The organism is Streptomyces sp. BRA346, assembly GCF_052851135.1.
Genome location: NZ_JAIWIH010000025.1, coordinates 181,355 through 194,758, shown reverse-complemented (window position 1 = coordinate 194,758; position 13,404 = coordinate 181,355). Strand labels below are relative to the sequence as shown.

Genomic DNA, 13,404 nt, shown 5'->3' with positions numbered 1-13,404 from the left:
CCAGCAGGTCAGGGGCGCGTGACGGAACGGGACGTCCCATGGGACACCGGCTCCCCCGAAACCCCCCGCCCTCCGGACCACAGTGGTTCCCGTCGCCGCGGCGGATCGCCCGGCGGCCTCAACCGAGCGGCTCCGACGGCCAGTCGGCGCCCTTCGTCACAGGGGGATTCCACACATGACGCACTCCACCACAACCGCCCGGCGCCGGACCATCTGGCGCAAGGTGCTCCCCACGATCGCCGCCGCCGGTATCGGCGCCGCCGGACTCGTGGGCTGCTCGGGCGACGGGGACACCGGCGGCCATGGCACGAAGGCGGAGAAGGCAAACGAGACAGGTAAGCCAGACAAGGCAGACAAGGCAGACAAGGCCCAGGGGGCCGACAAGAACGCCCTGAGCCGCGACACGGGGGCCGCGAAGGGCAAGGGCAGCGCCCTCAAGCTGAAGACGACCAGCGGGGAGTTCGGCACCAAGGCGGCCGCGGCCGCCGACTTCCCCACCTGGGGCACGCGCTGGGTCGTCCATCAGACCGCCGACACCAGCAGCCCCTCCGTAGGCATGATCAACAAGGATGTCGCGGGGCAGGACCGCATCACCGCCGACTACCAGGTCGACACCGGCAAGAAGGCGTGCGAGGGCAGCACCTGCTCGACGTACATGGCCCACATCACCGGGCCGGTCAACGGCTTCCTGAGCGTCCTCGCGGTGGACATCCCCGAGGACTCGCTGCCCGGCGTCCCCGTGCAGAACGGCGGTCAGCAGCCGCCGAAGCCGCCCCAGCCCGGCGGCACCCGCGCCGAGGCGCTCCAGCGGGCCTCCACCTGGCTGACGGCCAACGGCGGCGGCCGGGTCCCGTACAGCCAGGCCAAGATCTGGAAGGACGGCTACCGGCAGGACTGCTCGGGCTATGTCTCCATGGCGCTGGGCCTGAAGGCGCCCGGCACCAACACCGTGGGCCTCACCAGCGGCAGCATCACCAAGCCGATCGCGGTGAACGACCTCAAGCCGGGCGATCTGCTGATCGACGCCGCCGGCGACAACAACACCCGCCATGTCGTGATGTTCGAGAAGTGGAACAACGACGCCCACACCTCGTACACCTCGTACGAGCAGCGCGGCGACTTCGGTACGGACCACACGACCCGCACCTACGGCCTGGAGCCGGGCAGCGAGTACAAGCCCTACCGGCCGCTGAAGTTCACGGACTGACCCGGAAGTTCACGGACTGATCCGGAAGTTCACGGACCGATGCGCCGGCGATCCGGTTCCGGTCACGAGCGGCACGTCCACCTCGGGGGTGTGGACGTGTCGCTCGTCATGTTCATGATCCACATGCTCCAATGGGAAGCGTGCCAGCGCATCCGAATCAGTCCGAGAATCCACGACGAAAGCCGCTCGCCCCGCTCCCCGAGGAACTGTCCGGCCCGGTACGGGAATTCGTGACCGCACTGCGCCACATGCACGGCGAACTGGGCCTGAGCCTCAAGGAACTCGAAGGGCGCCTGCCCGCCAGCCGCTCCTCCCTCTCCCGCTATCTGCGCGGCCAGAGCCTGCCCGACGAACGGCTCCTGGTCCAGTGGGGCAAGCTCTCCTTCACCGCCGAGGACCGGCTGCCCGAGCTGGTGAAGCTGCTCCACCGGGCCAACGAGGCCGCCGCCGAGTCCGACACCGGACCGGTGGTGGAGACGGACCCCGGGGCCGGGCCCGCCGCCCCGCCCCCGGAGGACCGGCCGCGGCCGCGGCGGCGGCTGCGGCTCACGCTCGCGGCGGTGGGCACGGTCGCCGTCGCGGCCGGGGCCACGGCCGGGGTGCTCGCGCTGCGGTCGTCGGACTCGTCGGACTCGTCGGGCAACGACAAGCCCCCGGCGACCCTGGGCAACGCGCGGATCACCGTCTTCAACGCCGAGAAGAGCTGCCGGGACGAGCGCGTCCGCGCCTGCTCCCTGGGCCTGGCGGGGGATCCGTACCTGGCCTACCGCCCCTCCAACATCACGGGCCGGGCCTGGCACGGCGACGTGCTGCGCGCCGACTGCCGCATCGCCAACGGCGTCACCGTCACCGACGAGGCGGGCGGGCACAGCAGCATGTGGTTCCGCGTCTCAAGAGACGGCAAGCGGATGTGGGTCCCGGCCATCCGGATCGATCATGACCAGGTGCAGTACACGAAGCTCCCCAACTGCCCCGACTGACCTCCTGGCTCAGATCTCCTCGTCCAGCCCGGCCAGCACCAGCGGCAGCCGGGCCGCGCCGCCCTCGGTGACCCGGACCGGAACGCCCCAGTCCTGCTGGTGCACATGGCAGGCCGGGTACACGTTCGAGCCCGCGGCGGAGCCGCTATCGGACTCCGTGTCGTCACAGGACGCGGCCATCGCCGAGACGTGCAGCACGCCCTCGGTGACCCCGTCGGCCAGCACCAGGTCCCGGCGCAGGTCCGTGCCCGCGCCGTCGCCGCCCGCCAGCAGCTCCGGCGGGGTGGAGCTGACCAGCAGCCGGGTGGAGGGGCCGTAGCGGGTGTCCAGCTTCTGGCCCGCGGGCGCCTGGAAGACCACGTCCAGCCGGAGCGTGCCCGGGGCGATGTCGGTGGCGGCGCGCCGGGTGCGGTGGGCCACCGCCTCGACCCGTACGGCCTCCTCGGGCAGCCGCAGCCGGGTCAGCCGGTGCCGGGCCGACTCCACCACCACGATGTCCCGGTCGACCAGCACCGCGTCGGACGGCTCGCGCAGATCCGTGGCGAGCGTGGAGACCTCGCCGGTGGCCGGGTCGTAGCGGCGCAGCGCGTGGTTGTAGGTGTCGGCGACGGCGACCGAGCCGTCGGGCAGCGCGGTGACGCCCAGCGGATGCTGGAGCAGGGCCTGGTCGGCCGCGCCGTCCCGGTGGCCGAAGTCGAAGAGCCCGGTGCCGACGGCGGTACGGACGGCGAAGCCGTCGCCGTCCCGCTCGACCCAGCGCACCGCGGAGCTCTCGGAGTCGGCGACCCAGAGCCGGTCGCCGGACGCGGCGAGCCCGGACGGCTGGGAGAACCACGCCTGGTCCGCGGGCCCGTCCACCAGGCCCTCGTTGGTGGTCCCGGCGGCGGCCCGTACGGTCCCGGCCTGAGGGTCGTACGTCCACAGCTGGTGCACGCCCGCCATGGCGATCCACAGCAGGCCGTCGAACCAGGCCAGGTCCCAGGGGGAGGACAGGTCGATGTCGCGGGCGGGCCCCTCGGCGGGCGAGCCCTGCCACCACTGGCGGCCGGTCCCGGCGAGCGTGGTGACCTCGCCGGTCGCGGGGTCGAAGCGGCGCAGCGCGTGGTTCACGGTGTCGGCGACCGCCACCGTGCCGTCGGGCAGCGCGGCGAGCCCCTGCGGCTCGCTGAACCGGGCCCGGTCCGCCGGGCCGTCGTCGAGGCCGCGCTCGCCCGTGCCGATGCGCCGCAGCACGCTCTCGCCGTCGGCCGCCAGTTCCACCAGCTGGTGGCGGGTGGTGTCCGAGACCAGGAAGGTGCCGCCGGGCAGCAGCAGCGCCTTGCCGGGGAAGCGCAGCTCGGTGGGGACCGGCTCCGGCGGTACATAGGGGCCGTCGCCGCGGCGCAGCGTGCCCTTGGCGGCGTGCTCGGTCTCCAGCTGCCCCACGAGGGTCTCGATGGCGTGGGCGTGGCCCTCGCCGGCGTGCTGGGCCACCACGTAGCCCTCGGGGTCGATGACGACGAGGGTGGGCCAGGCGCGGACCGCGTACTGCTTCCAGGTGGTCAGCTCCGGGTCGTCCAGGACCGGGTGGTGCACCCCGTACCGCTCGACGGCGTCCACGACGGCCTGGTGCTCGGCCTCGTGGACGAACTTCGGCGAGTGCACCCCGACGATCACGACGGTGTCGCGGTGCTTCTCCTCCAGCTCGCGCAGCTCGTCCAGGACGTGCAGACAGTTCACACAGCAGAACGTCCAGAAGTCGAGGATGACGATGCGGCCTCGCAGATCCGCGAGGGTGAGGTCTTTCCCGCCGGTGTTGAGCCAGCCGCCCCGACCGGTCAGTTCGGGGGCGCGGACGCGTGCACGTGGAGCCATATCCCCATCCAACATCAGCTGGGCGGATGGCATTCCCCCGGGCCGGTTCGACCGGCTCGCCCCGGTCCGTCCCGGTCCGGCGCGCGGGGTCCGATGACGGCCGCCGCCGACACGAGGCCAGGTCCTGTCCGGCGGGTCTTCGTGGATCAGGCCGCGGCGTCTGTGCAGGGGGCACCTCCCAGCGGTAGCTGGGGGAGCATCGCAAGGCGGAGGATCGTCCTCGTACTGGGCGTACTCGGACGATCCGACAACGCAGCGAGGTGCGGTGCCAGGCGTCGCGGCCCCGCGAAGACCCGCCGGACAGGGCCTGGGGGCCGTTCCGGGCCTACGATCGGACTCGAAGCACTGCCCTCGCGCGCGTGGGCAGCGTAACTTGAAGCCACACACCTGCACCCAGCCCGCGTACCAACCGCCCGAGGGGTCCCGTGACCGTCCATCCCAGCCTTCAGACCTCCATCGACGCCTGGACGCATTCCATCGACGCCATATCGGAGTTGGTGACCCCGCTCCCCGAGAGCGAATGGAACCGCGCCACCGAATGCCCGGGGTGGTCGGTGCGGGACATCGTCTCGCATGTGATCGGCCTCGAGTGCGAGATGCTCGGCGATCCCCGCCCCATCCACACGCTGCCGCGCGATCTGTTCCACATGACCGGCGAGCTGGGCCGCTACATGGAAGTCCAGGTCGATGTGCGGCGCTGCCACACGGCGCCGGAGATGACGTCCGAGCTGGAGTACACCGTCATCCGGCGGGCCCGCCAGCTGCGCAACGAGAAGCGGCAGCCGGACACCATGGTGCGCTGGCCCGGCGGTGGCGAACTGTCCCTCGAAGACGCCCTGACCCGGCGGGCCTTCGACGTGTGGGTGCACGAGCAGGATCTGCGGCGCGCGCTGAACCAGCCCGGCAACCTGGACTCGCCGGGCGCGTACGTCACCCGGGACGTGCTGCTGTCGGCGCTGCCGAGGGTGGTCGCCAAGGACGCGGGCGCGGGCCCCCAGTCGGCGGTGGTCTTCGACGTGAACGGCCCGATGGAGTTCATGCGCACCGTACGGGTGGACGCGGACGGCCGGGCCACCATCGACGGCAGTGTGTCGCTGGGCCCGTCCGTCACGCTCTCCCTGGACTGGGAGACGTACGTGCGGCTCGCCTGCGGCCGGGTGCGGGCCGACGCGGTCGCCGAACAGGTGAAGGTCGAGGGGGACCAGCAGTTGGCCGACGCCATCCTGGCCCACTTCGCGATCACCCCGTGACCCGGTCAACGTGACCCCGGCCCCATGATCCCGGCCCCGTGATCCCGTAAGCGGGCTCTCACGCCGGTACGTGCACCGCCTCGACGCGGCTCGCGACCACGCGCTCGCGTTCCCTGCGGTGCGCGCGGCCGCGCAGCCGCAGGATCTGGGAGACGCCGAGCGCCTGGAGCACGAACACCACCGCGAAGGCGATGCGGAAGTCCTGACCGGTCATGTCCAGCAGTACGCCGACGGCGAGCAACGTACTCATCGAGGCCGTGAATCCGCCCATGTTGACGATGCCGGAGGCGGTTCCGGTCCGCTCGGGCGGGTTGGCGGGGCGGGCGAAGTCGAAGCCGATCATCGACGCCGGACCGCACGCGCCGAGCACCGCGCACATGACGGTCAGCATCCACAGCGGCGCGTGGTCGCCCGGCCAGAACAGCGCGGTGCCCCACACCAGCGCGGTGAGGCCGACCGTGCCGAGGGCCAGCGGGGTGCGGGCGGCGTGGTGGCGGGCGATGATCTGCCCGTAGACCAGGCCGATCACGATGTTGGACACCACCACCACCGTCAGCAGTTCACCGGCGGTCGCCCGGGACAGCCCCTGCGCCTCCACCAGGAACGGCATCCCCCACAGCAGCAGGAAGGCCATGGCGGGGAACTGGGTGGTGAAGTGCGTCCACATGCCCAGCCGGGTGCCGGGCTCGCTCCAGGCGTCCGCGATCTGCCGGCGCACGAAGCTCTTGTCCGTCCGGGTGGCGGGCGGCGGTTCGTGCCCCTTCGGGTGGTCCTTGAGGAAGAGCAGCACCAGGACGAGGATGACCACCCCGGCGACCGCGCTGCCCGCGAAGGTCGGCGTCCAGCCGACGCTGTGCAGGGTCTGGGCGATCACCAGCGTGGAGACCAGGTTGCCCGCCATGCCGATCAGCCCGGCGATCTGGCCCACCAGCGGCACCCGGCGGGCCGGGAACCAGCGGGAGCCGAGCCGCAGCACGCTGATGAACGTCATCGCGTCGCCACAGCCGAGCACCGCCCGGGAGCCCAGCGCCATCGTGTACGTGTGGGAGAGCGCGAAGCCGAACTGCCCGATGGTGAACAGCACGATCCCGAGCGCGAGCACCTTACGGGTGCCGAGCCGGTCGACCATCAGCCCGACCGGTATCTGCATGCCCGCGTAGACGAGCACCTGGAGCACGGAGAAGGTCGACAGCGCCGAGGCGTTGATGTGGAAGCGCTCGGCGGCGTCGATCCCGGCCACGCCCAGGCTGGTGCGGTAGATGATGGCGACGAAGTAGACGGCGACACCGAGGCCCCAGATGGCGACGGCACGCCGTCCGCCGGGCGGGTCCCCGGGCAATCGGGCCGAGGTCATCGCACGTCTCCCCGGGCGAGGGTGTTCACCCAGCTGATGTGGCGCTGGACGAACCCGGCGGCCGAGATCGCGTCCCCGGCGCGCAGGGCGTCCAGGATCTCGGTGTGCTCGGTGATGTTCTTGGCGATCCGGTCGGGCTCGGCGTGCATGGTGGCCACGCCCATCCGCAGCTGCCGGTCGCGCAGCTGGTCGTACAGCTGGGCCAGGATCGTGTTCCCCGCGGCGCGGACGATCTCCGCGTGGAAGCAGCGGTCGGCGGCCGCGAACGCGGCCAGGTCGCCGGTCGCCGCGTGCCCCTTCTGCTCCTCCAGCAGCTCCTCCAGCCGTGCCAGCAGCTGCGGCCCGGCCGGTACCGCCTTGGCCACCGCGTGCTGCTCGACCAGCAGCCGGGTCTCCACCACGTCCGCGATCTCCTGCGCGGAGACGGGCAGCACCAGCGCGCCCTTCTTGGGGTAGAGCTTCAGCAGCCCCTCGGCCTCCAGCCGCAGCAGGGCCTCGCGGACCGGCGTACGGGAGACCCCGACGGCCTCGGCCAGCTCGCCCTCGCTCAGCAGCGTGCCGCCCTCGTAGCGGCGCTCCAGGACGGCTTGTTTGACATGGGTGTAGACGCGTTCGGCGGCGGGCGGCGGCTTGATGGCCGTATCGGCGGAACTCATGATGCGCACAGCATAGATACAACAGGTATGCCTGCGTATCCCCCGTCCGCCATGCGGACGGGGGGTACCTTCGCCCTAACCCCAGGTGATCAAGCGCTTGGGGCGTTCCAGGATGGCCGCGACATCCGCGAGCACCTTGGAGCCCAGCTCGCCGTCGACCAGCCGGTGGTCGAAGGAGAGCGCGAGGGTCGTCACCTGGCGCGGCTTGACCTCGCCCTTGTGGACCCACGGCTGGAGCTTGACCGCGCCGAAGGCGAGGATGGCCGACTCCCCGGGGTTGAGGAGCGGGGTGCCGGTGTCGATGCCGAAGACGCCGACGTTGGTGATGGTCACCGTGCCGCCGGTCATGGCCGCCGGGCTCGTCTTCCCCTCGCGGGCGGTGGACACCAGGTCGCTGAGGGCCTCGGCCAGCTGGGGCAGGGTCTTGGCGTCCGCGTCCTTGATGTTCGGGACGATCAGACCGCGCGGGGTGGCGGCCGCGATGCCCAGGTTGACGTAGTCCTTGTAGACGATCTCCTGGTTCTCCTCGTCCCAGGAGGCGTTGACGTCCGGGTTGCGCTTGATCGCCACCAGCAGCGCCTTGGCGACCAGGAGCAGCGGGTTCACCCGCAGCCCGGCCAGCTCCGGGTCCTGCTTGAGGTCGGCGACCAGCTTCATGGTGCGGGTGACGTCGACGGTGACGAACTCCGTCACGTGCGGGGCGGAGAAGGCGCTGTCCACCATCGCCTGCGCGGTGGCCTTCCGTACGCCCTTCACGGGCACCCGGCGCTCCCGCGCGCCCGCGACCGGGGCGGCGGGCTCCGGGGCGGCCGCGGGGGCTTCCACGGCCGCGTGGACGTCCTCGCGGGTGATGATCCCGCCCGGGCCGGTCGGGGTGATCGTCGCCAGGTCGATGCCCAGGTCCTTGGCGAGCTTGCGGACCGGGGGCTTGGCCAGCGGACGGGCGGTCCCGGTGCGGCCGTTCAGGTCGGGGCCGGGCTCCGGGCGCACCGGGGCGGCGGGCGCCGCGGGGGCCGGGGCCCGGGGTGCCTCGGCCGCCGGGCGCTGCGCCCCCGGCTGGGCCTTACGGGGGCGGCGCTTGGTGGAGGAGGGCGCGGCGCCGTAGCCGACCAGGTTGGCCTGGCGCCCCTCCGGTTCGGCCTCGGCGGGCGCCTCGGCGGCGGGTTCCGGCGCGGCGGCGGGCGCGGGCGCCTCTCCGGCGCCCGGGTCGGTGTCCACTGAAATGATCGCCGTGCCCACGTCCACGGTGGCGCCCTCGTCGAAACGCAGCTCGTGCACCACCCCGGTGAACGGGATGGGCAGCTCCACCGCGGCCTTCGCGGTCTCGACCTCGCAGACCACCTGACCGTCGGTCACGGTGTCGCCCGGCGCCACCAGCCACTTGAGGATCTCGGCCTCGGTCAGTCCCTCGCCCACGTCGGGCATCTTGAACTCACGGAAGCGCTGTTCGACTGCGGTCATCGTCACGATCTCCTCAAGCCCTTCAGTACGCCAACGCACGGTCTACGGCGTCGAGCACCCGGTCCAGGTCGGGCAGGTACTCGTCCTCCAGCCGCGAGGGCGGGTACGGCGCGTGATAGCCGCCGACCCGCAGCACCGGGGCCTGGAGGTGGTAGAAACACCGCTCGGTGATGCGCGCGGCGATCTCCGAGCCGGTCCCCAGGAAGACCGGCGCCTCATGCACCACGACCAGCCTGCCGGTTCGCTCGACCGACTGCTGGACCGTGTCGAAGTCGATCGGGGACATCGACCGCAGGTCCACGACCTCCAGCGACGTGCCCTCCTCGGCGGCGGCCGCGGCCGCGTCCAGCGCGACCTTCACCATCGGGCCGTAGGCCGCGAGGGTGAGGTCGGTGCCGGGCCGCACCACCCGGGCGGCGTGCAGCGGGCCGGGGATCGACGAGGTGTCGACCTCGCCCTTGTCGTGGTAGCGGCGCTTGGGCTCGAAGTAGATCACCGGGTCGTCGCTGCCGATGGCCTGCTGGAGCATCCAGTAGGCGTCGGAGGCGTTGGAGGGCGAGATCACCTTCAACCCGGCGACGTGCGCGAACAGCGCCTCGGGGGACTCGCTGTGGTGCTCGACCGCGCCGATGCCGCCGCCGTACGGGATGCGGATGACGACCGGCATCTTGACCTTGCCGAGCGACCGCGCGTGCATCTTGGCGAGCTGCGTGACGATCTGGTCGTACGCGGGGAAGACGAAACCGTCGAACTGGATCTCCACCACCGGGCGGTAGCCGCGCAGCGCGAGCCCGATCGCGGTGCCGACGATGCCGGACTCGGCCAGCGGGGTGTCGATGACCCGGTCCTCGCCGAAGTCCTTCTGGAGCCCGTCGGTGACGCGGAAGACGCCGCCGAGCTTGCCGACGTCCTCCCCCATGATGAGGACCTTGGGGTCGCTTTCGAGCGCCGTGCGCAGCGACGCGTTGATCGCCTTGGAGAGCGACATCTTCTCGGCTGCCATGTCAGATGCCTTCCTCAGCGGTGACGAACGAAGCCTGGTACGCGGCGAACTGCGCCCGCTCCTCGTCCACGAGCGCATGGCCGTCGGCGTAGGTGTGCTCGAACAGCGCCATGTCGTCGGGGTCGGGCATGGACCGGACCGCCTCGCGCACCCGCTTGGCGAGCGCGTCGGACTCCTGCTCCAGGGCGGCGAAGAACGCGTCGTCCGCCAGCTTCTCGTTGGTGAGGAGGGTGCGCAGCCGCAGGATCGGGTCCTTGGTCTCCCACAGCTCGCGCTCCTCGGAGGAGCGGTAGCGCGTCGGGTCGTCGGAGGTGGTGTGGGCGCCCATCCGGTAGGTGAACGCCTCCACGAGCATCGGCCCCTGGCCGGTGCGGGCCCGCTCCAGCGCCGCCTTGGTGACGGCGAGGCAGGCGAGCACGTCGTTGCCGTCCACCCGGACGCCCGGGAAGCCGTAGCCCTGGGCGCGCTGGTAGAGCGGCACCCGGGTCTGCCTCTCGGTGGGCTCGGAAATGGCCCACTGGTTGTTCTGGCAGAAGAAGACGACCGGGGCGTTGTAGACGGCGGAGTAGGTGAACGATTCGGCGACGTCGCCCTGGCTGGAGGCCCCGTCACCGAAGTAGGCCAGCACGGCGGAGTCCGCGCCGTCCTTAGCCACGCCCATCGCGTAGCCGGTGGCGTGCAGCGTCTGCGAGCCGATGACGATGGTGTACAGGTGGAAGTTGTTGCTGTTGGGGTCCCACCCGCCGTGGTTCACCCCGCGGAACATCCCCAGCAGATTGGTCGGGTCGACCCCGCGGCACCAGGCGACGCCGTGCTCGCGGTAGGTCGGGAAGACGTAGTCGTCGTCGTGCAGGGCCCGGCCGGAGCCGATCTGCGCGGCCTCCTGGCCGAGCAGGGAGGCCCACAGGCCCAGTTCGCCCTGGCGCTGAAGGGTGGTGGCCTCGGCGTCGAAGCGCCGCGTCAGCACCATGTCCCGGTACAGGCCGCGCAGCTCGTCGGGGGTCGGGTCGATCGCGTAGTCGGGGTGCTCGACGCGCTCGCCCTCCGGGGTCAGCAGCTGTACGAGTTCCGGTTCCGCCGACTGCTTCTTCGTGCTCCGCGCGCTGGTGCTGCGCTTGGCTCCGCTGCGGCGCGGCTTGCGCGCGGCAGTGCTCTCCACGGTCACGTGTGCTCCTCCGTCTGTCCGGCCTCCGGGATCCGCCGGCGGCCAGTTGCGGCTCGCCCGTCCGACGACGACGCACGGGGTGGGTGCGACGAAACGTCCGTCCGGGCGTGACAGGTTCCCGGCGGTCGGCCCCGCACAAGGCACGTTACCCAGTGCTCCGCATCTCTGCGAAACCCCACCTGACCTGCAATTTTGCTTGGATTTCCAAGTAAATCGCGCGGTTGGGTGAACATCCACTGGTCACAGCCTTGCCGACCGTCGGCCCTCCGCACGTTATCCCGCTGGACAAAGGCACGGGAAGACTCCGTATGTGAGACTGGAGCCGTGCGCGAAGAAGGAAAAATCAGGATTTTCCTACTCGACGACCATGAAGTCGTACGACGTGGCGTGCGCGAGTTGCTGGCGAGCGAGCCGGACATGGAGGTGGTCGGCGAGGCGGGCACCGCGGCCGACGCCCTCGCCCGGATCCTCGCGACCCGCCCCGACGTCGCCGTACTGGACATCCGGCTGCCCGACCGCAGCGGCGTCGAGGTCTGCCGGGAGATCCGTTCGCGCGACGAGGCCATCCGCTGCATGATGCTCACCTCCTTCGCCGACGACGAGGCCCTCTTCGACGCGATCATGGCGGGCGCGTCCGGCTACGTGCTCAAGGACATCCGCGGCAGCGAACTGCTCGCCGCCGTCCGGGACGTGGCCGCGGGCCGCTCGCTGCTCGACCCGGTGGCCACCGCGCGGGTCCTGGAGCGGCTGCGCGGCGGCGCCGCCAAGCCCGACGACCGGCTCGCCTCCCTCACCGAGCAGGAGCGCCGGATCCTGCTGCTGATCGGGGAGGGGCTGACCAACCGGGTGATCGGCGAGCGGCTGCACCTCGCCGAGAAGACGATCAAGAACTATGTCTCCAGTCTGCTCTCCAAGCTCGGCATGGAGCGCCGCTCGCAGGCCGCCGCCTTCGTGGCCCGGATGCAGGCCCAGAAGAACTAGTGCCGCGTCAGCCAAGGTTCACCCCGCTCGCCGGACCGAGTAGGCCCACTACGAGGCCGATCCGGCGCCTTGCATCTGACCGCACCAGGACGCCTCGCTACCGGGCAAACCTTGACTGACGCGGCACTAGGGGGCGCCCGCGAAGTCCCGCCGGGCCCGCGCACGTCCCCCGGCTACCGCCGGGAGGAGCCCCCGCGAGGACGCCCTCCGCCTTGCGGTCGCACGCTCCCGAAGCCGCCGCTGGGGGAGGCGCCCCCTGACGCCGCGGGCTGATCCGACGCGACTTTGCGGACATCCCCTGCCCCCTGTGCGGCGAGAGCACCCCAAGCACCATTCGGCCTGCCGCGTCAACTCCCGCACGGCCTGTGACGCCGGGTGATCTAACATCTGGCAAGTGCCGCGCTCACATGTACACCTCGCCGAGGCCGCTCCCGACGGGGAAACCCTGAGCGCCCTGCTCCGCCGCTACGACCGGGCCGGTGAGCCGGTGTCCTGCGACCCCCTCACCGAGGGCCTGCTCAACCGCGGCTACCGGCTCGCCACCACCCGCGGCCGGTTCTTCCTCAAGCACCACCTCGACGGCGACCGCGCCGCCATCGCCCGCCAGCACCGGGCCACCCAGCGGCTGGGCGCCCTCGGCCTGCCGGTCGCCCCGCCGGTCCCGGACGCCCACGGCCGCACGGTCGCCGTCATCGGCGGCCGCTGCTACGCCCTCCACCCCTGGATCGACGGACGGCACCGCGACGGCGCCGCGCTGACCACGCCCCAGTGCTGGCGGCTGGGTGGGCTGCTGGGGTTCGTCCACACCTGCCTGGAACAGGTCATGCGGGCCGGGACCAGCGACCGTGAGCCGCCGGAGCCCGCCGCCGACCCCGAGGACACCTACGCCGTCATCGACGAGCTGCTGGCGCGGGTCCGCGGCCACCGGCCGCGCGACAGCTTCGACGAACTCGCCGAGCACCGCCTGACCGAGCGCCGCGCGCTGCTGGAGCGGCACGCCCACCGCCGGCCGGAGGCGGACGCGATCCCGGCCACCGGCTGGGTGCACGGCGACTTCCACCCGCTGAACCTGCTCTACCGCGATACGGAACCCGCCGCGATCGTCGACTGGGACCGGCTGGGGGTCCAGCCGCGCGCCGAGGAGGCCGTCCGCGCCGCCGCGATCTTCTTCGTACGCCCCGGCGGCACCCTGGAGCTGACCAAGGTCCGCTCCTACGCCCGGGCCTACCGCCGCATGGCGGGCGCCGGGGCCGACGAGATGGCCGCGGCCGTGCACCGGGTGTGGTGGGAGCGGCTCAACGACTTCTGGATGCTGCGCTGGCACTACCAGCGCGGCGACCACCGCGCCGATCCGCAGTTCCCGGCCGCGGCCGCGCTGGTGGTGTGGTGGACGCGGGAGTACGAGGCGGTCCGCGACGCCTTCTGCGGCTGAGGGCTCCCGTACTCGAGCCCGTACGCATGCGACTGCCCCGGCACCGCGCGCGGTGCCGGGG

The 13,404-nt window shown here is 71.9% G+C and carries 11 protein-coding genes; 5 read left to right on the top strand and 6 right to left on the bottom strand.

Annotated features, from left to right (window positions below; translation table 11 throughout):
* Positions 1 to 175: 175 nt before the first annotated feature.
* Positions 176 to 1,207, top strand: coding sequence for a hypothetical protein (locus LCH29_RS28045; RefSeq protein WP_446464482.1), 1,032 nt, complete (start codon positions 176 to 178; stop codon positions 1,205 to 1,207).
* Positions 1,208 to 1,338: 131 nt separating this feature from the next.
* Complete coding sequence (locus LCH29_RS28040) at positions 1,339 to 2,187, top strand: XRE family transcriptional regulator (protein WP_446464481.1); 849 nt, start codon at positions 1,339 to 1,341, stop codon at positions 2,185 to 2,187.
* 9 nt (positions 2,188 to 2,196) lie between these two features.
* Here the strand turns inward: LCH29_RS28040 and LCH29_RS28035 are convergent, their stop codons facing one another.
* Entirely contained in the window at positions 2,197 to 4,041 is a 1,845-nt protein-coding gene (locus tag LCH29_RS28035; RefSeq protein WP_446464480.1) for an NHL domain-containing thioredoxin family protein, read from the bottom strand.
* 425 nt (positions 4,042 to 4,466) lie between these two features.
* On the opposite strand from LCH29_RS28035, the gene LCH29_RS28030 reads away from it, so the two are divergent.
* Positions 4,467 to 5,291, top strand: coding sequence for a maleylpyruvate isomerase family mycothiol-dependent enzyme (locus LCH29_RS28030; RefSeq protein ID WP_446464479.1), 825 nt, complete (start codon positions 4,467 to 4,469; stop codon positions 5,289 to 5,291).
* Between the two features lie 58 nt (positions 5,292 to 5,349).
* Here LCH29_RS28030 and LCH29_RS28025 read toward each other — a convergent pair whose 3' ends face one another.
* The 5 genes from LCH29_RS28025 to pdhA all read right to left on the bottom strand — a co-directional run bounded on the left by LCH29_RS28025 (position 5,350) and on the right by pdhA (position 10,930).
* Positions 5,350 to 6,645: an MFS transporter gene (locus LCH29_RS28025; protein WP_446464478.1), complete on the bottom strand. Its 1,296-nt coding sequence runs from the start codon at positions 6,643 to 6,645 to the stop codon at positions 5,350 to 5,352.
* Positions 6,642 to 7,301, bottom strand: a complete 660-nt coding sequence (locus LCH29_RS28020; protein WP_446464477.1) for a GntR family transcriptional regulator — start codon at positions 7,299 to 7,301, stop codon at positions 6,642 to 6,644. Before LCH29_RS28020 ends, LCH29_RS28025 begins: the two co-directional genes overlap by 4 nt.
* A 75-nt stretch (positions 7,302 to 7,376) precedes the next feature.
* On the bottom strand, positions 7,377 to 8,762 hold the full coding sequence (locus LCH29_RS28015) for a dihydrolipoamide acetyltransferase family protein (protein WP_446464476.1): 1,386 nt from the start codon (positions 8,760 to 8,762) through the stop codon (positions 7,377 to 7,379).
* Positions 8,763 to 8,784: 22 nt separating this feature from the next.
* The gene (locus LCH29_RS28010; RefSeq protein WP_446464475.1) at positions 8,785 to 9,765 is read right to left on the bottom strand and encodes an alpha-ketoacid dehydrogenase subunit beta; all 981 of its coding nucleotides are present in this window, start codon (positions 9,763 to 9,765) and stop codon (positions 8,785 to 8,787) included.
* 1 nt (position 9,766) lies between these two features.
* Complete coding sequence (gene pdhA, locus LCH29_RS28005; protein WP_446464474.1) at positions 9,767 to 10,930, bottom strand: pyruvate dehydrogenase (acetyl-transferring) E1 component subunit alpha; 1,164 nt, start codon at positions 10,928 to 10,930, stop codon at positions 9,767 to 9,769.
* Positions 10,931 to 11,254: 324 nt separating this feature from the next.
* Here pdhA and LCH29_RS28000 point away from each other — a divergent pair, with 324 nt between their 5' ends.
* On the top strand, positions 11,255 to 11,911 hold the full coding sequence (locus tag LCH29_RS28000) for a response regulator (protein ID WP_123106691.1): 657 nt from the start codon (positions 11,255 to 11,257) through the stop codon (positions 11,909 to 11,911).
* A gap of 394 nt (positions 11,912 to 12,305) precedes the next feature.
* A complete protein-coding gene (locus LCH29_RS27995) occupies positions 12,306 to 13,343 on the top strand; it encodes a phosphotransferase (protein ID WP_446464473.1) in 1,038 nt (345 codons plus the stop codon).
* The last annotated feature ends 61 nt before the right edge of the window (positions 13,344 to 13,404 follow it).